Raw genomic sequence first — 26,702 nt, forward strand, 5'->3', positions numbered from 1 at the left:
CGGCCATGCCTGAACCGACTACCTCGCTGACGCCGGCCTCCGCCGGTGGCGCCGCCCATCTGCTGCCTGGCTGGTTGTGCTGGCTCGCGCTGCTGCTGCTCTGTGCGGCCTACCTGCAGGGCGGGCTGGTCAAGCTGGCCGACTTCCCCGGCGCGATCGCGGAGATGCAGCACTTCGGCCTGTCACCGGCCGTGCCGATGGCGATAGCGACCATCGCGCTGGAGCTCGGCGCCTGCGCCATGATCCTGCTCGGCTGGCGCCGCTGGCTCGGTGCACTGGCGCTGGCAGCCTTCACGCTGGCGGCCACGTTCGTCGCCAACCGCTTCTGGCAGGCGCCGCCCGATGCGCGGTTCATGATGGCCAACGCCTTCTTCGAGCATCTTGGACTGGTCGGCGGCTTCCTGCTGGTGGCGTGGCATGACCTGCGCGAACGCGCCGAGCGCAAGGGACGCACCGAAAAGGACAGGTGACCGGCATGGCAGAGCAAGCAATCCGCCCTTCGCCCGCGCCCGCCGGCGGCGGCACCTTCGCGCCGCTGGCGCAGGCCACCTTCGCGGTGCTGTGGGCCGCCACGATCCTCGGCAATATCGGCAGCTTCATGCGCGACGTGGCCAGCGCCTGGCTGGCCACCGACCTTTCCACTTCACCGGCCGCAGTCGCCACGATCCAGGCCGCTGCGACACTGCCGGTCTTCCTGCTTGCAATTCCCGCCGGCGTGCTGTCCGACATCCTGGACCGGCGCCGCTTCCTGATCGCGGTGCAGGTCGGGCTGGCCATGGTCAGCGGCACGCTGATGGTGCTGGCCTGGCGCCAGGCGCTGACCATCGAGATCCTGATCGGCATGGCCTTCCTCGGCGGCATCGGCGCGGCGATGATGGGCCCGACCTGGCAATCGATCGTGCCGGAACTGGTGCCGCAGCAGGAGCTCAAGCGCGCCGTCGCGCTCAATGCGCTCGGCGTCAATATCGCCCGTGCCATCGGCCCGGCCGCCGGCGGCCTGCTGCTGGCGGCGTTCGGCGCGGCCACCACGTATGGCGTGGATCTTGTCAGCTATGTCTTCGTGATCGCCGCGCTGCTGTGGTGGAAGCGTCCGGCGCGTGAGGCGGACCCGCTGCGCGAACACTTCTTCGGCGCGTTCCGCGCCGGGGTGCGCTTTACCCGCGCGCACAGCAAGCTGCATGTCGTGCTGGCGCGCGCGGCCGTGCACTTTGCCTTCGGCAGCAGCATCTGGGCGCTGTTGCCGCTGGTGGCTAAACAACTGCTGCATGGCGGCGCCAGCCTCTACGGCGTGCTGCTGGGCGCGGTTGGCCTCGGCGCGATCCTCGGCGCGCTGGTGATGCCGCGGCTGCAGCGCAAGCTCGATGCCGACGGACTGGTGCTGCTCTCGGCCATCGTCACCGCGGTGGTGATGGCCGTGCTCTGCATCGCGCCGCCGGTGTGGGTCGCGCTGCCGCTGCTGCTGTTCCTCGGCGCAGCCTGGATCACCGCGCTGACCACGCTCGGCGGCGTGGCGCAGGCGATCCTGCCCAACTGGGTGCGCGGGCGTGCGCTGGCGGTCTACCAGATGGTGTTCAACGGCGCGATGGCGGCGGGCAGCCTGGTGTGGGGCTTTGTCGCCCAGGCGCTGGGCATTTCCGGTGGCCTGCTGGTGGCCGCGGGCGGCCTGGTTGTTGCGGCGCTGCTGCTGCATCGCCTGCGGCTGCCGCGCGGCGAAGAAGACCTTGGGCCCGCGCAGCACTGGCCCGAGCCGCTAGGCGCTGACGAGATCGCCCATGACCGCGGCCCGGTAATGATCCTGATTGAGTATTGCGTTCGTGCGGATGACCGCGACGCCTTCCTGCGCGCGGTGCACCAGCTCTCGGAAGAACGCCTGCGCGACGGCGCGTTCAACTGGGGCGTGATGGAAGACCCGGCCGATCCGGAACTGCTGACCGAGTGGTTCCTGGTCGAATCGTGGGCCGAACACCTGCGCCAGCACCGCCGCGTGCCGCATGCCGATGCCGACCTGCAGCGCGAGGTCACGCGCTTCCATACCGGCGCGACGCCACCGCGCGTGCGCCACCTGCTCGGCGTCGGCCTGCCTGCGGCGCCGTCCCGCCACTGACTTTTTCCAGGAGCCCCTTCCGATGAAGCTCTACCTCGTCTCCCTGGCCGCCGGCATCCTGGTTGGCATCATCTACGCCCTGATGCAGGTCCGCTCGCCGGCGCCGCCGGTGGTGGCGCTGATCGGCCTGCTCGGCATGCTGATCGGCGAACAGGTGGTGCCGCCGATCAAGCGCATGCTGGCGGGCGAACCGGTCACGGCCGCGTGGTTCCATGCGGAGTGCATGCCGAAGATCACCGGTACGCCCGGCCCCACGCTGAGCGCTGCCAGCAAGAAGCCCGCCGCAGACGATGCCGCACACTAACGCGGCTTCGCTCGCGCTGCTCGGCGCCGGCCTGGCGCTGCTGTGCGCACCGGCACTCGCGGCGAGCAGCGTGACGGTCTATGGCCGCCTGAACACCGCCATCGAATACAGCCGCGCCAGCACCGCCACCGACGGCACCGACCTCGGCAGCGTCGTGCGCCAGACCAACAACCGCTCGGTATTCGGCCTGCGCGGCGAAGAGGAACTGGGCGGTTCGCTGAAGGCCGTCTGGCAGATCGAAAGCAACCTGTCGCTCGATACCGGCGAGGGCCAGATCGCCAGCCGCAACTCGCGCATCGGGCTGCAGGGCAGCTACGGCCTGCTGTTCATGGGGCACTGGCACACGCCTTACACGGAAGCGACGATGGGGTACGACCCGTACTACCCCACCACGGCCGGCTACATGGCGCTGATCGGCAATGGCTCGGCGTCGAGCACCGACAACGTCGAGAACACCAGCTCGTTCGACCGGCGGCAGAAGAACATCCTGCAATACCGCACGCCCCAATGGCGCGGCGTGAGCCTGTGGCTGGGCGAGGGGCTGCCCGAGGAGAAGGCCACCGTCCCGCGCAATCCCGCGCTGTACTCGGTCGCCGCGGTCTATGAGCGCGGACCGCTCAACGCGACGCTGGCCTGGGAGCGCCACCAGCACTACCAGGCCGCCGGCCGCAACGACGATGCGCTCAAGGCCGGCATGGCGTGGCAGGTGCTTGCCGGCACGCGCATCGCCGCGGTGGTCGAGCACCTGCACTACCGCACCGATAGCGGCGACCTGCAACGCAACGCGTACTACGTCTCGCTGGTGCAGCAGGCGGGAACCGGCAGCGTTCGCGTCGGGCTGGCCTATGCGGCCAACGGCACGGGCTCGTCCACGGATACCATCGGCTTCTTCCGCAGCGGCGCGCAGACCCACGCCACGCAGTTCACCGTGGGCTATGACTATCCGCTGTCGCGGCGCACCGCGCTGTATGCGTACTACAGCCGCATCGACAATGCGCGCAACGCGATCTACGACTTCGCCATCAATGACCTCGGCATCCGCGCGGGCGCCGACCCGCAGACCTTTGCGCTGGGGTTGCGGCACAATTTTTAATGCAGTGCACTACGACGATGGCGCCGCACCGCCTGCCGGTATGCTGTTGACCAAACATCGGAGCCTGCGTGACGTCAGACATCGCGCGCTGCCAAAGGACATCATGTGACCGCCACCCCCGTGATCGCCATCGTCGACGACGACGCACCCGTCCGACACGCCATGGGCAGGCTGGTGCGATCCTTCGACCTGGCGGTGGAGCTCTACCCGGGCGGGCAGGAACTGCTGCAGTCGCCGTCGCTCGGCGGCATCGCCTGTGTGATCGCGGATGTGCAGATGGCGGGCATGAGCGGCTTTGCCCTGTGCGAAGCGCTGCGGGCGCGGGGCTTGCGAATGCCGGTCATTTTCATGACGGCGTTCGCGAGGGAGGGGTATGAGGCGCGCGCCCGCGCGGCAGGCGCGGCATGCTTTATCAGCAAGCCGTTCGAGGACACGGAGATCATCCGGTGTATCGAGCAGGCGCTGGGTGCGCCGCGGCAGGAACCATAGAACCTGTGACGAGGATGCCGGGAGTGCGCCGCAGTCTTCGGCGGCTCAAGGCATGCCGCGAGGCTCCTGTTCCAGGGCATCCAGCAAAGCCTTGGCCTGCTGCCAGTCGTCCGAGTCGAAACCTTCCGTGAAGGCCTCATGAACGCCCGCCAGTATCTGCCGTGCCGCTTCGGTCTTGCCCTGCTGCTGCCATAGCCTGGCCAGGCTCAGCGCCGCGCGCAGCTCCAGGGACTTCGCGCCTTGCCGGCGGGCGATCTCGATGGCCTGGTGAAAGCAGGCTTGCGCCGCTTCCTGTTCCGTGCCCGAGGTCGCGCATTGCAGCAGGAGCTCGCCCTTGAGCCGATGCACCTCCGCTTCATAGTAGCGCTCGCCTGTTTTCGCGACAGCGGCCAGGGCGTCGGCAAGCACATCCAGTCCCAATCGTGCCTGTCCCGCGGACCCATACGCCGTAGCCAGCAGGGCGAGAAAATGCGGCCGTGCCAATTCGGCGCCCAGAGCCTGGTATGCGGCCAGGCCCTCGCGAATCTGGGCGATTCCCGCCTCATCGCGCCCCTGCTCTGCCAGCGCCCAGCCTCTGATGACGGTTGCCCACGCCAGCCAGTACGGGAACCCTTGTTCGGTCGAGAGCGCGATGGCGGCATCGGCGCATTCCTGCACCAGCTGCACCTCATGCCGGCACTGATACGCTTCGGCAGCATGGACCAGGGCGAGCGCCAGGTTGAACGGGTGAGGGAGATGACGGGCCAACGCCAGCGCCTCCTGGCTCTTGTCGCGGGCCTGGTCCGGATACCCCAGATGCCACAGCACCTGTGCCAGGAAGCTGAGGCCACGGACCCCGGCATCCTGCCCGTAAAGACCGACGAGAGGGTGCTGCTGTTCGGGCTGATAGTGGGCAAGCCCCTGCTCCAGGTGAGTCCGGGCGGTGCGGAATTCGCCCTGAAGGTAAGAGGTGATTCCCAGCGCGACCTCGGCGTGCCCCATCAACAACGGATCCTGTGCGTTCTCAGCCAGGCTGAGCATCGCCTCTCCGAGTTCATGCGCCGTTTGATGCTGCGCACGAATGGAATAGAACGTGCGCAAGCCAAACTTCACCTGGAACAGCTGCGAGGTCTCGCCTTCCATCTCGCACAAGCTCAGCGCCCGCTTGTAGTTGGCCTCCACCTCGTTCGAGGAAAAGCTCCTCGCGGCGATCAGCGCCGGGCCAAGTGCAAGGCGCAATGCAATTTCCTGGCGGTTGCGTTCGGGCGTCTGGGGCAGCCGTGCCACCAGTTCCAGCGCAGTGCCCAGATGCCGGATGGTATCGAGATGTGCCGAACGCTCAAGCGCCTGCCGCCCGGCGCAGAGCAGGTACTCGACCGCCTTCGGCGTATTTCCGCTGAGGCTGTAATGGTGGGCCAGTTCGCTGCAGTGGTCTTTCAGCTGATGACGGAAGAGCGATTCGATGGCCCGCCCCGTGCGTTCATGCAGCGTGCCGCGCTGTTCCGACAGCAGCGAGTTGCCTGCGACTTCCTGGGTGAGCGCATGCTTGAACGCGTACTCGACCTCGGGAAAGCCAGGCCGCCCGTAGATGAACTCTCCGGCCTGCAGGCTGGCCAGCAGTGAGTACAGCGGGTCTTCCTCCAGTCCGGTGACCTTGCGGATCAGGCTCAGCGGGAACTCCTTGCCGATCACGGCCAGGGTCTGCAGCAGTTCCTTCTCCGCGAGGGGCAGCCGATCCATGCGCGCTGCGAGCACGCCCTGTACGGTGGTCGGAATATGCAGCGCGGCAGGCGTCTTTTCGATGCGGTAATGGCAAGGTTCGCCGAGCAGCGCATTCTCCTCGGCAAGGGTCTGGACCACCTCCTCCATGAAGAAGGGATTGCCCTCGGTCTTCTCCAGGATCAGCTGCCTGAGCGGCCCGAGGCCGGGGTCATCGCCGAGCAAGGCGCTGAGCAAGCTTTGCGCCTCGTCCGGCCCCAGCGGAGCGAGCCGCAATTCGGTGTAATTGCCCTTGCCACCCCAGGCGCACCGGTACTCGTGCCGGTAGTTCACCAGCAAGAGAATGCGCGCATCCGTCGCGCGCTCGATGATGTAGGCGAGGAATGCTTCGGTTTCGCTGTCCAGCCATTGCAGGTCCTCGAACACCAGCTGGACGGGCTGGTTCTGGCTCTCGCGCACCAGCAGGCGAGTGATGGCCTCGAAGGCGCACTCGCGCCGGAGATTGGCGCCCATGTCAGCCACCGCCGAGCCAGGCTCGCCCAGGCCCAGCAGGTAGAGCAGATAGGGCATCTGGCCCTCCAGGCTTCGCTCCAGCGTCAGCACCTTGCCCGTGAGCTTCTCGCGGCAGCGCCGGTCATCGTCCTGCGCGGTGATCTGGAAATAGTTCCTCATCAGTTCGATCAGCGGCAAATAGGCAAAGGCCTTGCCGTGCGACACCGAGAAGGTCTCCAGCACCAGGCACCCGCGCTGCGAGCGCGCCTTGAACTCGTGGAACAGCCGCGACTTGCCGACCCCGGCCTCGCCCACCACGGCAACGATCTGCCCGTTGCCGGCCGTGGACTGTTCCAGCGCCCGGTGCAGCGCCGCCAGTTCCGCCTCGCGGCCCACGAAGCGCGCCAGCCCGCGATGCGCCGCCACTTGCAGGCGCGTGCGCAGCGCGCCCAGGCCAAGCACCTCGTAAACCTCCAGCGGCTTGGGCACGCCTTTGACCTGGGCTGCGCCCAGGGCCTTGAAGTCGAAATACCCCTCCGCGAGCTTATGGGTGGAGTCGCTCACCAGGATCGAGGACAGCGCCGCCATCGTCTCCATCCGCGAGGCGATGTGGATGGTGGGCCCCACCGGCTCATAGTCGGTCCGCAGGTCGTCCTTGCGGATCGAGCGCACCACCACCTCGCCCGTGTGGATGCCCACGCGGATCTGCAGCGAGATGCCTTGCTCCAGCCGGATCCGGTCGCTGTGCCGGCGCATCGCCTCCTGCATGCGCAGCGCGGCATACAGCGCGCGCTGTGGGTGGTCCTCGTGCGCAATCGGCGCGCCGAACAGCGCCAGGATGCCGTCGCCCAGGGACTTGGCCACATAGCCTTCGTAGTAGTGCACGGCCTCCATCATCAGTTCGACGACGGGGGTGATCAGGCGCAGGGCCGCTTCCGGGTCGCGGTCGTGGATCAGGGCGGTCGAACCCGCCATGTCGGCGAACAGGACGGTGATAGTCTTGCGTTCGCCGCTGGTCATGCCGCGGGCCTCCAGCGCGGCTTGCTCGGCACGGATGCGCTCGGCCAGGTGGGGCGGGGTGTAGTGAACGGGAGCAGCGGAAGACGCTTGCGGCAGGTCGCCGACCGGCGCGCCGCACGCGTTGCAGAAACGCGCGGTCGGATTCAGTTCGTGGCCGCAGCTTGGGCACAGCCGTGCCAGCCTCGCGCCGCACTGCTCGCAAAAATTGGCGCCCTCGGCATTGTCAAATCCGCAGATTGTGCAGCGCGCCATGGAGCCTCCGACTTCCGCTCAGCCAATTAAACGCCCCATTTCCCCGACCAGCAAGCCTACGCCCGATCCTATGCTGACACCGTCACTTGCGGGGTTGGGGTTCAGAGGCAGGCGTGAAGTTCATCTGAGCGGATGGAATGCCATCGAATTCAGTCTGGCCACTGCGGGCGACGCTTTTCCACAAACGCTGCAATCCCTTCTCGCGCACCGCTGGTCGCGGCCACCTGACAAAACGTCTCGACCGCATAAGACACACCGCGCCGATAGTCGCTGTCCACGGCCCGGTGAAACGCCGCCCGCCCAATGGTCATTGCACTACGGGACTTGGGGCTGCCAACGCCTGCGCCAGCGCCCGGGCCTCCGTCAGCACCTGAGGCTCGCGTATCACGCGGTTGACGAGGTGCAACGTCATGGCTTCCGCGGCACCGAAGGCACGTCCTGTGAACAGCAGGTCGAATGCGACGTGCCGGCCAACGATGCGCGGCAGATGCGTGAAGTGAATGGCCGACAGCATGCCAACATCGATCTCAGGGTAGCCAAACGTGGCATTCTCCGCTGCAACGACGAGATCGCACGAAATGGCCAGCGTCATGCCGCCTCCACGGGCCGCCCCGGTAACGGCCGCGATCGACGGTTTGCCAAGCTGGAATTGCGCGTCGCACAGGCGGACGTAAAGTTTTTCCAGCAGCGCGTGGATGTTCTCCGGCGACGCGCCTTGCAGCGCCGCGATGTCGAGACCGGCGCAAAAGCGGCCCGGCACGGCGCTGGCAATGATGACCGCGCGCGCCGAATCGTCGTCGGCAGCCCGGTTCAGCGCCTGAATGAGCGCATCTACCATCGGGATGGTCAGCGCATTGACCGGTGCGTTGTCGAGCAGGATTTCCGCGACGTGATCGCGGACAGTATAGGTAACGAGTGACATCAGTAAGTGCGAAGGAAAAGGTTCAGGGCGCCTCGACGCGTGGCGCGCCATTGGCAACGATGCCGTCCCGGGCCAGCCGGGCAATCTGGGCGGCCGGGAATCCCGCCTCTTGCAGGATCTCCTCGGTGTGCTCCCCGAGCAGCGGGGCGGGCCGCTGCGCCGCACGCGCGCCCTGGCGGAACCGCACGGGCAGACCGATGTTATTGACCGTGCCAAGCACCGGATGCTCGGACTCGACGATCAGCTGCCGCGCCTGCACCTGCGGGTGGGCCAGCGCCTGATCAAGCGTCTGGATCGGAGAACACGGCACGGCGGCCTTGCGCAGGCCTTCCAGGCTGGACGGCCCCATCGGGCCGCACCGTACCGAGCAAAAGCAGGCCAAGCCGCATTTCAACCCGTTCGACCTGTCCGGCAACTTCGTCATCGTCCCGGACAAGGGGCTCGACCGCACCTTCTCGTTCCGCTTCGACAACGGCAAGCTGACACCTGCGTCGCCTGCCTTTGTCGAGTCACGGGAGTCGGCGGGGCCGCGCCACGTTGCCTTCCATCCCAACGGCCGCCATGCCTACGTCGTCAACGAGCTGGACTCGACGGTCACGACGTATGCGTACAACCGCGCGAGCGCGCAGCTCACGCCCTTGCAGATCCTGCCAACCTTGCCTGAAACCTTCACCGGCAACAGCCGCGCGGCCGAGATCGAGGTGGATCGCAGCGGCCGCTTCGTCTTTGCGTCCAACCGCGGCCACGACAGTATCGCGGTGTTTGCCGTCGACCCCGGAACGGGCCTGCTGCGCTTTGCCGGCGCGGACCTGTCGCAAGGGCGCACGCCGCGCTTCTTCGCGACCCACCCCAACGGGCGCCTGCTCTACGCGCTCAATGAAGACAGCGACACCATCGTCGCCTTTCATATCCATCCGTCGTCGGGCCGGCTGTCGCCCACAGGGTTCAGCGCGCAGACCGGCAGCCCGGTGTGCATGGTGTTTTCGCCGGGCCAGGCCTGAATCGCATTCCCTCGATTCGCGTGCGTCAGCGCTGGCCCGCTTCAGAGAACCAGCGCAGCAGCATCGGATTGACTTCCTGCCAGCGCTCGAACTGGACCCAGTGTCCGGCCGCCGGAATCACGCACCAGTCGCGGTGGCTCGCGCCGCATGCCAGCTGTTGCGCCACGTCGACTGGCACTGCGGTGACGTCGTGCTCGCCCCACATCAGCAAGGCCGGACCCCCGTATGCCGCGAGCGCGTCGCCGAGGCTTGCCTGGCGCGAGATCGCGCGGCTGCGGAAGCGGGTTGCCTTGCATGCCTGCTCATGGACAGCCATGGCGAGCCCGTCGGCGAGTCCCTCGTCGTGCAGCATCAGTGCCAGCAGGTTGTGGCGCAACCTGCGGCGCATTTCGTCCTCGTCGTCGACGCGCCAGTCCTGCATGGGCTGGCCCTGGCGCCGCGCGCCACCATGGCCGGCCGGGCCCAGCAGCGCGAGGCGCGTGATCCGCGGCCGCCGGGCCGCAACGTGAGCGGCGACCAGCGCACCAAAGGAGAAGCCGGCGATGGCCACCTCGCTGTCTTCGCCCACGAGCTGGTCGAGCGTTGCCATCAGCGCCTGCACGAGTCGGTCGAGCCGGTCGGGGGCATGGTCGTCGCCGCCCAGCGTATCGGAGTCGCCGAAGCCTGGCATGTCCGGAATCCACAGCGCATGCCGCGTGGCCAGTGCCTCGATATTGCGCAGCCAGTGCATCCAGTTGCCGTGGCCGCCGTGGAGCAGCACCAGCGGCGTGCCTTCGCCAAACCGGCGCCAGACCACGGTGCGCCCCAGGTGCGCCACGTCGTGGCGAATGGCCATGCGCTCCAGCCGGGCCAGCAAACCCGCATCGCCTGTCGCACGGAGGTCGGCTGCACGCGTGGTCATGATCTCAGCACCAGCGCATCGACGGCGAGCACACCCTGCCCTTCCGGCAGGACCATCATGGGATTCACCTCCGCCTCGGCAATGCGCAGCTGCGGCTTGCATGCGAGCTGCGACAGCGCGCTGACGGCATGCGCGAGCGCATCGAGGTCGCCGCGCTGCCTGCCGCGCAGGCCCGATACGGTTTGCAGCGCCTTCACCTCGGCGATCATCCCGCGCGCGACCTCGACGCTGACGGGGGCGAGCCGGATGCCGCGGTCACGCGCGACTTCGGCCCAGATGCCGCCGGCGGCGAGCATGATGACGGGACCGGCTTCGGGGTCGACGCGATAGCCCACCAGGACTTCGGCGAGCCCGCGGGTCATGGGCTGCACCAGCACTTCGTCGCACGGCGTGCCGGGCGCGCGCTCGGCCAGGTTCTGCCGCAGCGTGGCCAGCGCGGCGTCGAGGCCGGCCTGGTCCTGGATGCCCAGCATCACGCCGCCGACTTCGGTCTTGTGCGGGATCTGCGCGGAGCACACCTTCGCCACCACCGGGAAGCCAAAGGGCAGCTTGCCTGCGGGGCCTGCGAGCAGCATGGTGACGGCGGGGGCGTGCGGCACGCCCAGTTCGTCGAGGATCGCATACGCCTGCGCTTCGCTCAGCGACGCGGCGGTCGCAGCGCTCGCGCCCTGCACCGTCGGCTGCACGCCGGGCGTCCTGCGCGCAAGCAGCGCGGCGATGGCGTCCGCGCAGGCCTCGGGCGAGCGGAAGCAAGGCAAGTCTGCCGCGGTCAGCGCGGCGAGTGCTTCCGGCGCGTCGGGCACCAGCATCGCCGCCAGCGGCTTGGCCCTGGCCGCGCTGTCGATGATCGGCTTGACCGCAAGCTGGGGCTGGAAGCGTGCGGACGAGCCGACCACCGCCAGCACGATGTCGAATTCCGGCGCATCGAACATGATGTCGAGCGCGCCCTTCATCACGTTGTAGTTGGTGCCGGCCAGGGTCAGGTCGAGCACGCGGCCCGCCGACACGGCGATGCCCGCTGCCGCGAACTTCTCCAGCGTGGCCGGGGAGGCCGGCTCGACCACCACGTCGCGGATACCGAGCTGGTCCACCACCATCGCCGCGCCGCCGCCCGTGGTAGTCACCACGCCAACACGGCGCAGCGGCGCGCCGGCGCCGTGCAGCGGGATACGCCTGGCCAGCGGGAAGGCCTCGAGCAGCGCTTCCAGCACGCCGACGCGGGCGATGCCGAGGTCCTTGAGGAAGGCATCGGCGATGTCATCCTCACCGGCCAGCGCCCCGGTGTGGGTGGCCGCCATCTCGGCCGCGGCGGCCGAACGCCCGAGCTTGTAGGCGATCACGGGCTTGCCGCGCCTTGCCGCCTCCAGCGCGAAGGCGCGCAGCTTGTCGCCGTGGCGCAGGCTCTCCAGGAACAGCAGGTAGCCGTCGATGGCGGGATCGTCCAGCGTGGCCATGCAGATCTCGCCAACGCACAGGTCCGATTCGCTGCCCACCGACACCAGCCCGGCAAAGCCGACGCCGCGGGCCTTGCCGCGCGAGACCAGTGCGCCGAGCATGCTGCCGCTGTGCGAGGCCACGAACACCCGCCCCTGCGGCAATTCCGGCTCCGCGAAGGCCGCGTTGGCGGTCATCACCAGGCCCGCGCGGGGATTGACGACGCCAAGGCTGCTGGGGCCGAGCACGCGGGTCTCGCTTTGCTCGCACAGCGCGCGCAGCGCGGCTTCGCGCGCCACGCCTTCGGCGCCGGATTCCGAGAAGCCGCTCGCCAGGATGGTGACCACCTTCACGCCGAGCCGTGCACATTCGCGCACCGCATCCGGCACCGTGTCGGTCGGCGTCAGGATGAACACATGCTCGGGGACTTCGGGCAATGCGGCCAGGCTCGCATAGGCCGCTTCACCCTGCACCGTGCTGCGGTTGGGGTTGATCGGGTAGATGTTGCCCTCATACCCTGCCGCACGCAGGAACTTCAGTGGCCGCCCGGCAGTCTTGCCCGCGTCGTCCGAGGCGCCGAACAGCGCCACGCTGCGCGGGGCCAGCAGCGCCTGGGCCAGTGCGGGGTCCGTGTGGAAGGGAGCGGTGGTTGTGGTGTTCATCCTGGGATACCTGCCTTTAATGCCTGCCTGTCTTGTCTTTGTATATCCGCTAGCCGCCTGGGGCGACAGCGCCGGGTCAGCCCGCCTTCGGCGCGCGCTGCGGGAACGTGCGCTCGAAGACGCCTTCCGCGATGCGGTTCTTCAGGATCTCGATGGAGCCCCCCGCGATCATCCAGCCACGTATCCGACGCAGGCAGTATTCCACGATCGATTCCTGGCTGTAGCCCATGCCGCCCATGACCTGCAGCGCCTCGTTGGCAACATCCCAGCCAGCCTGGTTGCAGGCCAGCTTGGCCATGGCGGTGCTGTGGGCCGAGGGCAGGCCGTGCTCGCCTTCCATCGCGGCACGATACAGCAGCAGCTGCGCCGATTCGAGCTTGAGCGCCATCTCCGCGAATTTCCACTGCACGCCCTGGAATTCGCACAGTTCGCGCCCGAACTGCTTGCGGATGCGCGCATGCTCGCGCGCCACGTTGAAGCAATGGCGGCCGAGCGCCAGCGAGCGCGACGAATTGCCCAGCCGCTCGACGTTGAAACCGGAAATCTGGCGCTTGAAGCCACCCTCGCCGAGCAGCAGGTTGGCGGCGGGAATGCGGCAGTCCTCGAAGTAAAGCTGGCACCATTCCTCGCCGCTCATGAACTTCGACGGCTCGCCGACCTGGAAGCCCGGGGTGCCGCGCTCCACCAGCACCGAGCCGATGCCGCCCACGCCCGGGCCGAAGCGCACATAGACCAGGAACAGCTCGGCCTCCGGGCTATGGGTCGAGAAGATTTTGCTGCCGTTGATCACATAGTGGTCGCCGTCGCGGCGCGCGGAAGTCTTCAGCTCGGTCACGGCCGAGCCGGCATCCGGCTCCGTCATGCCCAGCGCGATCAGCTTCCTGCCGGCCAGCAGGTCCGGCAGGAAGCGCGCTTTCTGTTCGGCGCTGGCGTATTCGACGAAAGTGCGGATGGGGCCGAAGTTGCCCGCCTGCACGATGTCGGCGCTCTTCGGGCAGACCAGTGCGATCTCCTGGATCGCAATCACCGCATGCATCAGCGTGCCGCCCTGGCCGCCGTCGTCTTCGGCAAAAGCGATGCCGAGCAGGCCTTGCTCGGCCAGCATGCGGGCCACGTCCCATGGGTACTGGGCGGAATGGGCGCGCTCCAGCGCCCCGGCGGCGAGCCGGTCCTGCGCGAACCGGCGCACCGATTCGGCAAATGCCTGATGTTCTTCGCTGAGTTCAAAGTTCATGTGTGTTCTCTTGGATTCGGATCGGTGACAGGGTCAGGATCGGTGAAATCGAGAACGTTGTGAACTTCGCGTTTGGCGGCCAGCCAGAACAAAAACTCATGCCAGCGGCGCCATGCGGCCCTTGGGGCCGATCTGGACTTATGTTTCGGTGGCGCCAGCCTGCTCGCGGGCCACGGTCTCCAGCAACCAGTCGCGGAACATCGCTACCTTGCGCGATTCGCGCTGCACGGCGGGGCGCACCAGGTAATGGCCCTTGTCGCGCGTCAGGGGCAGCGCGAACGGCCGCACCAGCCGGCCGTCGTCGAACTCGGCTTTCAGCATCGCGGTCTGCCCGATGGCAATGCCGAGTCCGTCCAGCGCGGCCTGCCACGTCAGAACTGAACTGCCGAAACTCATGCGCTCGGTGCCCTGCGCGATGCTGGTCAGGCCGGCAAAGGCGAGCCAGTCGTCCCAGTCGGTGCGCCGGTAGTGCGACACCAGCAGGCGGTGGCGCAGCAGCGGCTCCAGCTTGCCCCGCGGCGCACGGTGCGCGCGCAGGTAAGCCGGCGTGCAGACGGGCTCGATCTCGTCATGGAACAGCAGTTCGGCACTGACCCGCGGCCAGCGTCCGTCACCGTACTGGATCGCGACATCGGCGGGGTCGCGGTCGAAATCCACGTCCGGGATGGCGTTGTCGATGCGGACCTCGATGCTCGGATACTGGGCCTGGAAATCGGGCAGCCGCGGAATCAGCCACTTGGCGGCGAAGGTGGTGTAGGTGCGGACCCGCAACGCGCCCTGCGACGTGCTGCGCAGCAGGCGCGCGGTGGCATTGGCGATCGCGTCGAAGGCGGGCACGACCTCTTCGGCGTAGGCCTGGCCCGCCCGTGTCAGCGTGACGCCATGCCGTTCGCGGCGGAACAGTTCCACGCCGAGATAACCTTCAATGACCGCAATCTGCCGGCTGACGGCCGATTGCGAGACATGCAGCTCCTGCGCAGCCAGCGTGAGGTTCTGGGTGCGGGCAACGACTTCGAAAACCCGCAACGGGTTCATGGGAGGAATACGCCGCGCCATCCGTTTTTGCATGCCTGAAAGTGGGTGTTCATTATATCGGCCAGGCAGCGCGGGGCCCGGCGGCACTACCCGCCGCCCCCTGTCACGGCAGCGACGGTGCGGATTCGAGCTGCCACAGGCGCTGCAGCAAATCCGTTGCTGCCGGCGTGCCCAGCACCGGTCCGGCAAGTTCGAGGAACTTGTCGTTGAGGTCCGCGTCGCTGAGCGGCTCCTCCGGATCGCCCTTGCGGTTCGGCTGCAGATACTCGAACGCCCTGCCATCGCGGGTGCGCACCGTGACGCGCGCGGCGCGCTGGCCGGGGAATGCCGCATCGAGCCGGGGCTCGACCTGCAGCTCGATGCGGCCCATCAAGGCGCGGATGGCGGGATCGGCAAGATGTTGCGGGGTAAAGGCCGCGAGCCGCACGCTGCCATGGATCAGCGCGCTTGCCACGACATAGGGCAGGCTGAAGCGAGCCTCGGCGGCCGTACGCGGATTGCGGTTGCCGGCCACCTCCAGCGCCGGCCCGTAGGTGGCCACGCGCACGTTCTCGATCTCGTCCACGGTGAACCGGTGCTCGCGCTGCAGCGCCTGCGCGCCGTCGATGGCGGCAAAGGTGTGGCCACAGCAGGCGTGGTTCTTGAAGGTCATCTGCGTGATGTTGTACTCGCGGCCCAGCGTCGCGGCAGCGGCCGGCCAGTCCGGGCCATCGCTCATGGCAACCCCAAGGCCGGCTTCGCCATCGATCACGTCGAGGGAGCCAGTCACACCGGCCTCGGCCGCCAGTGCTGCCAGCAGCCCGCCTTCGGCGGCGCGGCCGGAATGCAGCGGCTTGGACATGGAGTCCATGCGGAACGCCTGCTGCAGGCCGGCGGCAAAGGTCGCGCACGTTGCCAGCGCATGCGCAGTCCGGGTGGCGTCCAGCTTCAGGATGGCGGCGGCCGCTGCCGCCGCACCAAAGGTCCCGACTGTGCCGGTGTTATGCCAGTAGCGGTAGTGGGTGCGGCCCATGGCGGCGCCGATGCGGGTCGACACCTCGTAGCCTGTGACCACGGCACGCAGGAAGGCCATGCCGCTGGCCTGGCGTTGCTGCCCCGCGGCGAGGGCGGCGGCAATGGTCGGCGCGCCGGGATGATAGATGGCGTGCTTGTAGATATCGTCGACCTCGACCGTGTGCGCGGCGGTGCCGTTGATCAGCGCGGCCGTCCGGGCGGTGGCGCTGCGTCCCAGCGCCAGCCGTGCGGTGCCCCGGTGGAGATCGTCCGCGAGCGCCTGTTCCAGCAGCGTCGCCGGCGCCTCAACCGCGCCCGGGATCAGCGCGGCGTACCAGTCGACCACCGCACGCTTGGCGTGATGGATCACTTCAGGGGTGTCGGCGCCTGCGCCGGGATCGGCGGCGTAGGCCGCAAAGGTCTCGATGATCGTCATGGTGTTCATCTTCGCGCGCACGGGCGCAGCGTGGCTGGACCCTGATCGTCGCCGACCCGGGGCCGGATGAGAACTTCCAATTGCGGGGCCAGCCATGACTTTTTGGAAGAGCACGGCGTGCGCGCACAGTCTTCCTTTCAGGGTTGAGTTTTTATCATTCCACACAGCGGAATCGGAATTTCTCCCGCGCGGAGGATTCGCCCACTATTGCGCAGGAACGGACCGTCCGCGCCAGTGCTGCAACGCGGCACAACGCGAGCGGTAGAAGCGCCCGGTTTTCACCGAAGGCGCCCGCATCCCCGATCACACATGGAGACAACCACATGCAACAACCTCGCGCGTCCAGAGGCGCGGTGGCCGGCATCCTGCTGGCGCTCGGCACCGCCCTCGCCCCGACCGCAGCCATGGCTGCCGGCGCTTACCCATCCGAGCCGATCCGCATCATCGTCGGCTACCAGGCAGGTGGCCCGACCGACGTCACGGCCCGGCTGCTGGCCAGCAAGCTGCAGGCGTCATTGGGCCAGCCCGTGGTCGTGGAGAACAAGGTCGGCGCCGGCTCGAACATTGCCTCGGAGTATGTCGCGTCGGCGGCGCCGGACGGCTATACGCTGTTGCTGGCCGCAGCGCCCATCACCATGACCAAGTACCTCTACAAGGGACTGAAGTTCGACGTGCAGAAGAGCTTCGAGCCGGTCGCCAATGTCATGAACGCGCCGGCCGTGCTGGCGGTATCGACCAAGCTGCCGGTACGCGACCTGCGCTCGCTGATCGCTCTCGCCAGGCAGCGACCGGGAAGCCTGACGTTCGGCTCCAGCGGCGCGGGCGGGTCGCAGCACCTGGCCGGCGAACTGCTCAAGCAGAAGGCGGGCATCGACATGCTCCATATCCCTTACAAGGGTGCCTCCGGCGCCCTGACCGACCTGATGGCCGGGACCGTGGACATGGTCTTCATGACGTCGATGTCGGCATTGCCGGCGCTGAAGTCCGGCAACCCGCGCGCGCTGGCGGTGGCGTCGAAAAAGCGGCTGCCGCAGATGCCGCAGCTTCCCACCATGGATGAATCGGGGCTGCCCGGCTTCGAAGCCGACTCCTGGAACGGGCTGCTGGCCCCGGCCGGGACACCCAAGCCGATCCTCGACCGCCTCAATGCGGAAGTGAACAAGGCGCTGGCGTCGCCGGACCTGCGCGAGAAGCTGGAGTCGCAGGGCGCGATCGTGGTCGGCGGCTCGCGCGAAGAGTTCAGGCAGTACTTGAAGCAGGAAGTTGACCGCTGGGGAACGGTGTTCAAGACCGTGAAGATCGCGCTGTAGGGGGGGACGCGCCGGCAACCGCCGCGTCACCGGCTGCCACATCGGTTGCCACGACCCGGTTGCGGCCCATCGCCTTGGCCTGATACAGCCGCCGGTCGGCCACCCCGACGAGCTGCTCGAGCTCCTCGACGCGGTCCGCACCCGTCTCTGCCACCCCAAATGAAGCGGTGAACGAGATGAACCGGTGGGCATCGTCGCCTGGCCACGTCTTGTCCTCGCCGACGGCGGGCACCGCCAGCGCGGCTACCGTTGCGCGAAGGCGCTCGGCCACGCGGCGGGCCTCTTCAAGGCTGGTAGCGGGGAGCAGGATGACAAATTCCTCCCCGCCGAAGCGCGCCGGCAAATCGACGGTACGCAAGCCGTCCCTGCAGGCGTCGGCCAGCGCGACCAGCGCGCGATCGCCGTTGGCGTGGCCCCAGGTGTCGTTGATACGCTTGAAATAGTCGACGTCCACCAGCACCAGCGACAGTGGCTCAGGGTTGCGTTGCCGGCGATCGCGTTCGAGCCGGAAGCGGTGCTCGAACGCGCGCCGATTGGCCAACCCTGTCAGCGCATCGTGTTCGGCCAGCGCGCGCAACGCTTCGCCACGCTCGATAAAGCGAGCGAACAGCCGCGAAATCACCACCAGCGACACCCACAGCAAGAGGCCTATGGCCAGCACCACGCCCACCAGCGGCCAGCGCAAGCCCTGGAAAAAGGCGGCGGCAAGCTGTGTGTCTGAGACTTCCTCCACCAACAACAGGTCGGTGCTGCCGACCCGGCGAAACAGCAGATGCTGACCCGCCCCCCGCAGCGTACCCTCCCCGCGCGCCCACAAATCAGCGGCAGATTCATTGCGCCACGGCCCCTCAAAATCCCTCGGCCATTGCTGGCCCGGCGCCATGCCTGGCTCGCTGATGGCGATGACCTCGCCGTTGCGCGCCGCCAGTATCCGCTTGCCCGGCCCCGGCACGGCCTCGCCCAGCGCGCGCCTGAGCATGCGCTGGCTGATTTCCAGCACGACGGCGCCGCGAAAGTCATTGCCGAGGTAGACCGGCGCGCTGATCGCGAAGCGCAGCTCCGGCCTGGACAGTGCAACGTAGACAGGCGTGCGCACCACGCGCCGCTGCGGGTTGCGGTCTGGCATGGTGTCGCGATAGAGGGGCATGCTGGAAAAACGCTCCAGCCCGCGATGGGGCGCGATGGTGTCTTGCGGCACCCCGATATAGAAGCCGTTGCGGGACACGAAGCGACCGGCTGCCTCGAACTCGAGATTGCCGACCGTGATCTGCAGCAAGCGTCCTACCGTACGCCCCACGGCCAGGTCCGCGAGCAGGGTCTCGTCATTGCGGACATACCCGGGCAGCCGCGCAAGTTCAGCGGGTCCGAAGCCAAAAGCGGTAGGGCCGCCGGCGGATAGCGGCAGCTGCCAGGTCGGCTGGTTGCGGGCGGCATAGGCGGCTTGCAACTGGGAATCCGGCGCCGTCGCATCGCTGCCCTGCCGGGATTGCAACGACTCCTCGGCGACCTGGCGCAGCGTCTGCACCCGGCGCAGCTCCTGCTCCATGAATACCGCGACGGCGATCCTGGTATGGTCCAGCTCATGCTGGACTTGTGCCAGGTGGCGCTCATTGAGGATGCCAGCCGCGCGCCAGCACAGGATCGCAATCAGGGCGAGCGAAAGCATCGCACAAAACAAGACGACGTGGTGCGGTCGATTCTCCACATATCTCCAGAGCTTTGCCCTCGGCCCTAGCACTCGCATAGACGCCTTATTCTCAGCATCAAACCGCTCGCTCGCGGAAATCCTGCCTTGCAGCGAACACCGCCATCAGCACTCCCACTGCGCTGCGAGGGGCGCGGCAAGGTGGACGATTTGATCGGCCTCGCCCCGTACTGAGCCAGGTCCGGGAAAGCAAGGGGTACTGGCCGACCCGCCCACTCTACGCTCAGCCCGGTGGGGCGGGCAAGCAACGCACAATGCCATGACCGGCCGCTCCGGTGCGCGCATGTCCTGTTCCGGTAGCCCACGCGCAGCCGTGGCAGGCCTTCCCAGGAGTTGGCGTCCAACCAGGTTGGGCACGTCGAAGCAATGCTTGATCCGCTCGACATGTCTGACCTAAGACCTGGTGTCGAACAAAAGACAACTTACGGAGCCGTACGTAGGACATTGAATCGCTTTCCCACCATGTGGAAAAAGCGATGCTCGACGGATTTGCTTTGGAGGGTTGGTAGCCGAGCCACACCAGCGCCCGCAATGGCCCGACAGCGTCCATCGAGCCGATTGGCCGATGGCTGCTATGGTCGAGGAGCGTGGATCGATGCGCTCTCCTCAGCCGGAGGTAACCGGCCATTTGTGGCCATTCGCGGGTGTCAACGTCAACCACCGAAATTCAGCCGGTAACGGCCATCGCCGCCACGTGCAGCTATTCGAGTACGACCGGACTTCCTTCTGTCACTCAGCCCTGCACGCGACCGCTAATGCGCCGCGATGGGTAGCAACTGCCCCCAATCAAGTACCGTGCCGCGGCACCTCGCTCTGCGCTTCTTGCAGTTCGCGCCACTGGATCTTTCCGGTGGCCGACTTTGGCAGCGCCTCGACGAACTCGATCACGCGGGGGACCTTGTAGGCGGCCAAGCGCTCGCGGCACCACTGGATGATCTGTTCGGTGCTGGCCTCCTCGCTCGCGTGCATGCCCGGCTTGAGGACGATGACAGCTTTCACGGTCTCGCCGCGCCGCGCGTCGCGCGCGGCGATCACGCAGGCCTCATGGATGGCCGGATGGCCGTAGAGCAGGTTCTCCACCTCGGCCGGCCAGATTTTGAAGCCGGACGCGTTGATCATGCGCTTGAGGCGGTCGCGCATGAAGAAATAGCCGTCCTTGTCGACGAAGCCAAGGTCGCCTGTGCGCAGGAAGCGCTTGCCGTCGATATCGATAAAGCTCTCGGCATCGGCCTCGGGATTGCGCCAGTAACCGCGCACCACCTGGGCGCCGCTGACGATGATCTCTCCTAGTTCGCCCTGCGGCATCTCCACGCTGCTCTGCGGGTCAATCACGCGCGCGTCGACCCCGAATGTAGCAATGCCGAGACACTCGCGCTTGGGCCGGTGACGCGGGTTGGACAACAGGAAGGCGGCGGTCTCAGTCATGCCATAAGCCTCGATATAGCCCAGGCCAAAGCGCTGCTGCAGCATATTGGCCACGGCATCGGGCATGGCCGCGCCACCGCCGCCCAGGAAGGCCAGGCAGGAGAGGTCGCGCTCAAGGATGCCCGGCTGGAAAAAGAAATCCACCAGCATGGCCGGCGCCGCGCCCCAGTTCGAGACCCGGTAGCGCTCGATCAGGTCGGCCGCCAGCACGCGGTCCCATCTGGGCAGCAATACGATGGTCGCGCCCAGATAGAGCGGTGCATGGATGCCGTTCTGCATGCCCAGCAAGTGGAACATCGGCGCTACCGACAGGAACACCGCATCGGGCGTGTTGGCGCGCCAGATCTGCGAGCCTACGGCGGCGCTCATCAGCGTGCCGTGGGTATGCATGCAGCCCTTGGGATGGCCCGTCGTGCCGGAGGTGTAGGCCAGCATGCACAGCGTGTCGGAACCGGCTGCGTGGGGCAGCGGCATCAAGCCGGCCGCATCCGCGTCCTGCCAGCGCACCAGGGTACCGCCCGCCGGTGCCTGCCCCGCGAGGGGGGTGCGCGCGCGCAGCCAGGCCGGCACGGCCGGGCCGCCATTGGATTCCGCCTCGCCGGGCAGCATGTCGGCGTAGTCGTGGACGACCACGTGCGGCAGCGCGTCGCCACGCAGCGGCGCCAGTCGCTCGTAGAGCTCGGCCGCCGCGAAGGCCACGTGCGCGCCGCTGTCGGCCGCCACATGCTCCAGCTCGGCGGTCAGCCACATCGGGTTAGCCGGCACCACCACGGCCTCTGCCCGCAAGATGGCGTAGTAGGCGATGATGAACTGCGGGCAATTCTGGCTGTACAGCAGCACGCGGTCGCCGGGCGCAACACCGCACTCGCGCTGCAGGTAGCCGGCCATGCGCTCGATCTGCCCGAGCAGCGCGGCATAGGAGATCGCGCTGCCGAAGTACTGGATCGCGGTCTTGTCCGGGTAGCGGTGCGCGGCGACCTCGACGTTATAGACCAGGCTGGTGCGGGGTATGCTGGCCTCGGCAGGCAGGCCCGGCGGCCAGAACGGGGAGCGACGGATGGGGGCGGGCGCACGCGATGGCGATGCGCCAGAGGTTGGAGACTGCGTCATGTTGTCGTTCTGCAAGTCCTTCTCTTATTGCGATCGCTTCAGCGAAACCGTTCGGGGCACCGTATATTCCAGCAGCCCCTCGACGCCGTTCTCGATGCCGACGCCCGATTGCTTGTGGCCGGCCATGGGCTTGTGGGGCCCAAGGGTGTGAATCTGGTTGACCCAGACGGTACCGGTGTTGAGCCGCAACGCGACTTGCATGGCGGCCTCCGCGTCGCGGCCCCAGACCGAACCTCCCAGTCCGTATTCGCTGTCATTCGCGCGCGCGATGGCGTCGTCCACGTCGCGGAACTTGAGCAAGGGAAGGATCGGGCCGAATGGTTCTTCGCGGACCACGCGTGCGCTGTCCGGCGGGTTGTCCACCAGCGTGACAGGAAAGAAATAGCCGCTTCCCTCCGCCACTTCGCCGCCGGCAAGGATGCGATACCCGGCGCTGCGTGTATCCTCCAGCAGCGCCTTCAGCCGCTCGAACTGGCGGCGGTTCTGCACCGGGCCAAGCTGGACGCCTCCCATGTCACCCGGGCCAACGCGCGTCTCCTGCGCCAGCCTGACCAGCGCCCGCGCCAGCCGGTCGTAGATGTCTTCGTGGATATACAGCCGCTTGATCGCCAGGCAGTACTGCGCGTTGTTGGCAAACGCGCCCCAGAAGATCGCAGGCGCGATGGCCTCGACATCGGCATCGGGCAGGACAATGGCGGCGTCATTGCCACCCAGCTCCAGCGTCAGCCGTTTCAGGTTGACCGCCGCTGAGGCCATCACTGCGCGGCCGGTCTGGGTAGAGCCGGTAAAGCTCAGCTTGTCGATGCCCGGGTGGGCCGACATCAACGGCCCAAGGGCATCGCCGCCACTGATGACATTGAGCACGCCAGCCGGCAGGACATCGCGCAGCAGTTCGCCCAGCTTAAGCGTCGTCAGCGGCGTGAATGGCGATGGCTTGAGCACCATCGTATTGCCGGTAAGCAGGGCCGGCGCCACCTTCCACATGGCGAGTGCCAGCGGGAAGTTCCAGGGCACGATGCCGCCCACGACGCCTAGCGGCACGCGCAGGACACGAACCTGCTCGGTGGCAGACTCGCTGACCGTCTCCACCGGGAGTTCGAGCCTGGCCATCTCGGTGCACCAGAGCGCCGCTTTTTGCACCTCCTGCCGCGCCTGGGCAAGGGGCTTGCCCTGCTCACGCGTCAACAGTTGCGCCAGTTCCTCCAGGTTGGCGGTGATGGTCTCACCGATCCTGACGACATATTGCTGGCGCGCCTGCAGCGGCAAGCCGGCCCAGGCCGGCGCGGCGCGCCGCGCGCTGGCAACGACCTCATCCAACTGCGCCGGGGTCGCATCGGGTGCTGCGGCAATGACGCGTTCCGTTGCGGGGTTGAGTACATCAAAGCCGGCCAGCGTGGGCGCGGCTTTGCCATCGATGGTCATGCTGAATCCAGCGGTGTCACCCATGATGATTGGGACCTCTTTTTAACCAAAAGGATTTCGACAGGCCACACCGACGACACGCGGCTGTCCGAAGCCGGGCCTGCCTCGCCGGGTAGCGGATTGGCGCTTCAAAGATCGAGGACAAGCAACGAAGATTTCGCGCGCGAGCAACAGGGCGTGAACTGGTTGCCGCAAGCGTGTTCTTCATCAGTCAGGAACACGTCCCGATGATCGGCCTCGCCCTCCAGCAGGCGCGTCACGCACGTCCCGCACGTGCCCTCCTCGCACGAGGTGTAGATGTCGACGCCGGCTTCGAGGAGCACCGAAGTGATCGAGCGGTCCGCGGGAATATGGAAGACCTGGCCGGTGCTGGCGATCCTGACGTCGAAGGTGCTGTCATGCGAGGTATCGACGGGCTTGGCACTGAAGTACTCGTATCGCACCCGCTGCTTCGGGATTCCCGCTTGCTCGGCCGCGCGGCAAACCCATTCGATAAAACCGGAGGGTCCGCAGACGTAGATCTCGTCATCGCTTCCCGCCTGGGCGAACAGCATGACGGGATCCAGCTTCTGCACATCGCCCTGATCGTCGTAGTGGAAGGCGACTTGCTGCCTGTAGGCGGATTGCTCGATACGGCTGCGGAACGCTGCCTTGTCCTGGCTGCGCGCGCAGTAATGCAGGGCGAAGCCGGTTGCCGACGCATGCAAGGCCTCGGCCATGCATAGCATCGGCGTGACACCGATCCCGCCTGCGATCAGGATGCTGCGGGTGCCCGCCTTCAGCGGAAAATGGTTCCGGGGCGCGCTGATCTCGATGACAGCGCCCGCCTCCAGCCGCTCGTGGATGGCGACCGAACCGCCGCACGAGGCGGGATCCCGAAGCACGCCAATCAGGTAACGGTAGCGTTCGGACGGCGCATTGCAAAGCGAATACTGCCGCACGACTCCGGGTGCGACGTGGACATCGATATGGGCGCCGGCCTCGAACGGTGGCAGCTCGCCCCCCTTCGGGTCGCGCAGCTCCAGGCTGATGATGTCGTCAGTTTCGCGGTTGCGTTGCGCAATGCGTACGAAGAGTGTGTCTTGGGAATTCATGGCGCGATGCCTTGCTGCAGACTGCGATGGGATGGCTACTGCATGACGCAGCGAACGGGAAGATGCTTGGGTCCGCCGACGAAGCAGGAGGCGATCATCTCCATCTCGCCCGCCGCTTCCACGCATCGCAGGCGCGGAATAATTTCCTCGAACAGGACTCGCATTTCCATCTTCGCCAGGTGCTGGCCCAGGCAGACATGGGCACCGAAGCCGAATGCCAGGTGGCGGTTGGGCTTGCGATCGATGTTGAAGTCAAAGGGCTGGTCGAAGACCTCTTCATCCCGATTGGCCGAGCCGTAGCACAGCATCAGCCAGTCGCCCTTGCAAATCGTGCGTCCGCGGATCTCGGTGTCTGCCGTCGCGGTCCGCATGAAATGCCGGACCGGCGAGGCGATGCGCACCGCTTCGTCAATGAACTGCGGAATCAGCGAAGGGTCGGCCTGGAGCCGGGGCAGCAGTTCCGGATACTGGCTCAGCGCCCACATCGCGACCGCGGACGAGGACGATGTGGTGTCGTGGCCTGCCGTGGCAATGATGACGTAATACCCCAGCCGGCTGACCTCGCTGATCGGCTCGCCGTTGACGACGGCGTTGGCGAGCAGCGTTGCCACATCATTGCGCGGATTGACCCGCCGCTCGGCGGTGACTTTCTCGAAGTAGTCCCTGAAGTCCGCCACTACCGCCATCAGGCTCTTTGCCAGGGCGCCGTCATTCGCGCTTTTCTCCTGCTTGGCGCGCTTGAGTTCAGGATCCTCGCTACCAAAAAGCTCCTGGGTCAGCAGCAGCATCCGGGGCTCATCCTCAGGCGGCACGCCGAGGATGTCCATGATGACGTGCAGCGGATAATGCAAGGCAATGTCCTTGGCGAAATCGATGGTGTTGCCATCGCTTTGCTGCAGCTTGTCAACGATCTGCCGTGCCAGCCCGCGGATGCGCTCATCCAGCTTCAGGATGCTGTTAGGCATGAACCACGACTGTGTCAGCGCACGCAGGCCCTTGTGCTCGTCGCCATCCACGTGGACCAGCGCCTTGACGATGTTCGGGCGGCCGGTGGTCGCGATCACATGGTCGATCGAAGCCTTGGGCCGGCAGACGACGGAGTAGTCCCCGTTGTGGAAGAGATTGTGGTCGCGCGAGATGGCGGTCACGTCGGCGTGCTTGGTCACGACCCAGAACGGATCGAAACCGTCATTGACGGCGCGCCCCAGCGGATTGTTCTCGCGCGCCCACGTATAGGCTGCGTGCAGCCGGGCGGGATCGGCATAGGCGCTGGGATCGACCAGGACTTGCGCCACGTCGCCGGGAAGATCGAAATCGGTGTGGTTCATGGTATCGAACTTGATGGTGGGGTTGGGGCTCAGGGCAGCAGCACGGGCTTGACACACAGCCCCTGCTTTTGCTCCGCGACGGCACGGTTGATGTCGGCAAGGGGATAGGTCTTGACCAGCCTGTCGAAGGGGAAGCGTCCCTCGAGGTACAGGGCCATCAACTGCGGGATGAACACATCGGGATCGCTGTCGCCTTCGATGATCCCGCGATAGGTGAAGCCGCCGCGCATGACCTCGCGCAGCGTGCCCGGCAGGCCCAGGCTCGTCGCATGCGCGGGCGGCACGCCGACGAAGCCGAAGGTGCCGCGCGGCGCCAGTAGCTTCGGCACCGCTGCGATGACCGCGGGGATGCCGCTGGTATCCAGCGCAAAGTCGACCCCATGGGGCGCAATGGCGCGCACCGCGGCAGCCAGGTCGGGGCTCTGGCCCGGATCGATTGCATGCGTGGCGCCAAGCGACAAGGCCAGGTCGCGCCGGTTGGCGTCGGGCTCGACCACGATGACCGTCCCGCATTGCTGCAGCACGGCCCCCATCACGGCACTGAGCCCGACCGCGCCTGCGCCCAGCACCACCAGCGATGCGCCTTCATGACACGCCATCGAGCGCATGACCGCGCCCGCGCCGGTCTGGATGCCGCAGCCAAGGGTGCCGGCGATCTCGAGCGGAACGCCGTCCGGCACCTTGACCACGTTGCGTTCGGTCGTCACTGCATGCGTCGCGAATGAGGACTGGCCGAAGAAGTTGCCGGAGATCTCGCCACTGCCGTCACGCATCGATTTGGAGCCATCGGCGCGCTGGCCGACGAAATTCAGTGCTGCCATCGCATGGCAATAGGCCGGCGCATGGCGATCGCACTGCGGACAATGGCCACAGGAGGAGAACGTGATGGCGACGTTGTCCCCGGGCTTCACCTTGGTTACGCCGGCGCCGACCATCTCGACAACGCCGGCGCCTTCGTGCCCGAACACGGCCGGCATGGCGACGGGGAGCAAGCCTTCGGCAGCGACAAGATCGGTATGGCAAAGCCCGGCGCCGACAATCCTGACCAGGATTTCCCCTGCCTCCGGAGGGTCTAGTTCGACCTCTTCGAGGACGAACGGCGCGCACGGCGCCCGTGTCACTGCAGCAGTGATTTTCATGGTGTCTCCGCTTGGTTTTATTGGCTGGGCGGCACGGCGCGCCCGCTTTTTTTCAGAATCAGAACTCTGATTCTATTATTGGAAGGCAACGAACCCGCT

At 66.9% G+C, this 26,702-nt stretch carries 19 protein-coding genes and 2 pseudogenes; 7 read left to right on the forward strand and 14 right to left on the reverse strand.

Features of this window, described 5'->3' with window-relative positions; genetic code table 11:
- The first annotated feature begins 5 nt into the window (after positions 1 to 5).
- From K307_RS18275 to K307_RS18295, 5 genes are all read left to right on the forward strand, one after another.
- Positions 6 to 470 carry a DoxX family protein gene (locus K307_RS18275; protein ID WP_042880192.1) on the forward strand — a complete coding sequence of 155 codons (465 nt, stop codon included), beginning with the start codon at positions 6 to 8 and terminating at the stop codon, positions 468 to 470.
- Between the two features lie 5 nt (positions 471 to 475).
- Entirely contained in the window at positions 476 to 2,104 is a 1,629-nt protein-coding gene (locus K307_RS18280; protein WP_042882266.1) for an MFS transporter, read from the forward strand.
- A gap of 22 nt (positions 2,105 to 2,126) precedes the next feature.
- Positions 2,127 to 2,408, forward strand: a complete 282-nt coding sequence (locus K307_RS18285) for a XapX domain-containing protein (protein WP_042880194.1) — start codon at positions 2,127 to 2,129, stop codon at positions 2,406 to 2,408.
- The gene (locus K307_RS18290; protein ID WP_042880196.1) at positions 2,395 to 3,501 is read left to right on the forward strand and encodes a porin; all 1,107 of its coding nucleotides are present in this window, start codon (positions 2,395 to 2,397) and stop codon (positions 3,499 to 3,501) included. Before K307_RS18285 ends, K307_RS18290 begins: the two co-directional genes overlap by 14 nt.
- A gap of 105 nt (positions 3,502 to 3,606) precedes the next feature.
- Positions 3,607 to 3,990, forward strand: a complete 384-nt coding sequence (locus K307_RS18295) for a response regulator transcription factor (RefSeq protein ID WP_042880198.1) — start codon at positions 3,607 to 3,609, stop codon at positions 3,988 to 3,990.
- Positions 3,991 to 4,035: 45 nt separating this feature from the next.
- On the opposite strand, the gene K307_RS18300 is transcribed toward K307_RS18295, so the two are convergent.
- The 3 genes and pseudogenes from K307_RS18300 to K307_RS18310 all read right to left on the reverse strand — a co-directional run bounded on the left by K307_RS18300 (position 4,036) and on the right by K307_RS18310 (position 8,798).
- Entirely contained in the window at positions 4,036 to 7,452 is a 3,417-nt protein-coding gene (locus K307_RS18300) for an adenylate/guanylate cyclase domain-containing protein (protein WP_042880199.1), read from the reverse strand.
- Between the two features lie 149 nt (positions 7,453 to 7,601).
- Positions 7,602 to 8,374, reverse strand: a pseudogene (locus K307_RS18305) (enoyl-CoA hydratase/isomerase family protein).
- A gap of 22 nt (positions 8,375 to 8,396) precedes the next feature.
- Positions 8,397 to 8,798, reverse strand: coding sequence for a CoA transferase (locus K307_RS18310; RefSeq protein ID WP_080745142.1), 402 nt, complete (start codon positions 8,796 to 8,798; stop codon positions 8,397 to 8,399).
- Between K307_RS18310 and K307_RS18315 the strand changes: the two are divergent.
- A pseudogene (locus tag K307_RS18315) lies at positions 8,707 to 9,375 on the forward strand (lactonase family protein); the annotation flags it as partial. The gene K307_RS18310 and the pseudogene K307_RS18315 sit on opposite strands and share 92 nt — an antisense overlap.
- Before the next feature lie 25 nt (positions 9,376 to 9,400).
- On the opposite strand, the gene K307_RS18320 reads toward K307_RS18315, so the two are convergent.
- From K307_RS18320 to K307_RS18340, 5 genes are all read right to left on the reverse strand, one after another.
- Complete coding sequence (locus K307_RS18320; protein ID WP_042880204.1) at positions 9,401 to 10,276, reverse strand: alpha/beta fold hydrolase; 876 nt, start codon at positions 10,274 to 10,276, stop codon at positions 9,401 to 9,403.
- Complete coding sequence (locus tag K307_RS18325) at positions 10,273 to 12,372, reverse strand: acetate--CoA ligase family protein (RefSeq protein WP_042880206.1); 2,100 nt, start codon at positions 12,370 to 12,372, stop codon at positions 10,273 to 10,275. Before K307_RS18325 ends, K307_RS18320 begins: the two co-directional genes overlap by 4 nt.
- A gap of 76 nt (positions 12,373 to 12,448) precedes the next feature.
- On the reverse strand, positions 12,449 to 13,606 hold the full coding sequence (locus K307_RS18330; RefSeq protein WP_042880208.1) for an acyl-CoA dehydrogenase family protein: 1,158 nt from the start codon (positions 13,604 to 13,606) through the stop codon (positions 12,449 to 12,451).
- Between the two features lie 138 nt (positions 13,607 to 13,744).
- Positions 13,745 to 14,662 (reverse strand): transcriptional regulator GcvA, encoded by a 918-nt coding sequence (gcvA, locus tag K307_RS18335; RefSeq protein ID WP_042880211.1) that lies wholly within the window; start codon positions 14,660 to 14,662, stop codon positions 13,745 to 13,747.
- A gap of 82 nt (positions 14,663 to 14,744) precedes the next feature.
- Positions 14,745 to 16,070, reverse strand: a complete 1,326-nt coding sequence (locus K307_RS18340) for an MmgE/PrpD family protein (protein WP_042882268.1) — start codon at positions 16,068 to 16,070, stop codon at positions 14,745 to 14,747.
- Positions 16,071 to 16,393: 323 nt separating this feature from the next.
- Between K307_RS18340 and K307_RS18345 the strand changes: the two genes are divergently transcribed.
- The gene (locus tag K307_RS18345; RefSeq protein ID WP_042880214.1) at positions 16,394 to 17,380 is read left to right on the forward strand and encodes a tripartite tricarboxylate transporter substrate binding protein; all 987 of its coding nucleotides are present in this window, start codon (positions 16,394 to 16,396) and stop codon (positions 17,378 to 17,380) included.
- On the opposite strand, the gene K307_RS18350 is transcribed toward K307_RS18345, so the two are convergent.
- From K307_RS18350 to K307_RS18375, 6 genes are all read right to left on the reverse strand, one after another.
- On the reverse strand, positions 17,355 to 19,124 hold the full coding sequence (locus tag K307_RS18350) for a diguanylate cyclase (protein ID WP_080745063.1): 1,770 nt from the start codon (positions 19,122 to 19,124) through the stop codon (positions 17,355 to 17,357). The genes K307_RS18345 and K307_RS18350 overlap by 26 nt on opposite strands.
- A 747-nt stretch (positions 19,125 to 19,871) precedes the next feature.
- Positions 19,872 to 21,620, reverse strand: a complete 1,749-nt coding sequence (locus tag K307_RS18355; protein WP_051974956.1) for a long-chain fatty acid--CoA ligase — start codon at positions 21,618 to 21,620, stop codon at positions 19,872 to 19,874.
- A gap of 24 nt (positions 21,621 to 21,644) precedes the next feature.
- Positions 21,645 to 23,066 (reverse strand): aldehyde dehydrogenase family protein, encoded by a 1,422-nt coding sequence (locus tag K307_RS18360; protein ID WP_042880219.1) that lies wholly within the window; start codon positions 23,064 to 23,066, stop codon positions 21,645 to 21,647.
- Positions 23,067 to 23,170: 104 nt separating this feature from the next.
- Entirely contained in the window at positions 23,171 to 24,136 is a 966-nt protein-coding gene (locus tag K307_RS18365) for a PDR/VanB family oxidoreductase (protein WP_042880221.1), read from the reverse strand.
- A 35-nt stretch (positions 24,137 to 24,171) separates the two neighbouring features.
- On the reverse strand, positions 24,172 to 25,464 hold the full coding sequence (locus K307_RS18370) for a cytochrome P450 (protein ID WP_042882271.1): 1,293 nt from the start codon (positions 25,462 to 25,464) through the stop codon (positions 24,172 to 24,174).
- Between the two features lie 29 nt (positions 25,465 to 25,493).
- Entirely contained in the window at positions 25,494 to 26,603 is a 1,110-nt protein-coding gene (locus K307_RS18375) for an NAD(P)-dependent alcohol dehydrogenase (protein ID WP_042880224.1), read from the reverse strand.
- Between the last annotated feature and the right edge of the window lie 99 nt (positions 26,604 to 26,702).

The organism is Cupriavidus necator A5-1, from assembly GCF_000744095.1.
GTDB lineage: Bacteria > Pseudomonadota > Gammaproteobacteria > Burkholderiales > Burkholderiaceae > Cupriavidus > Cupriavidus necator_A.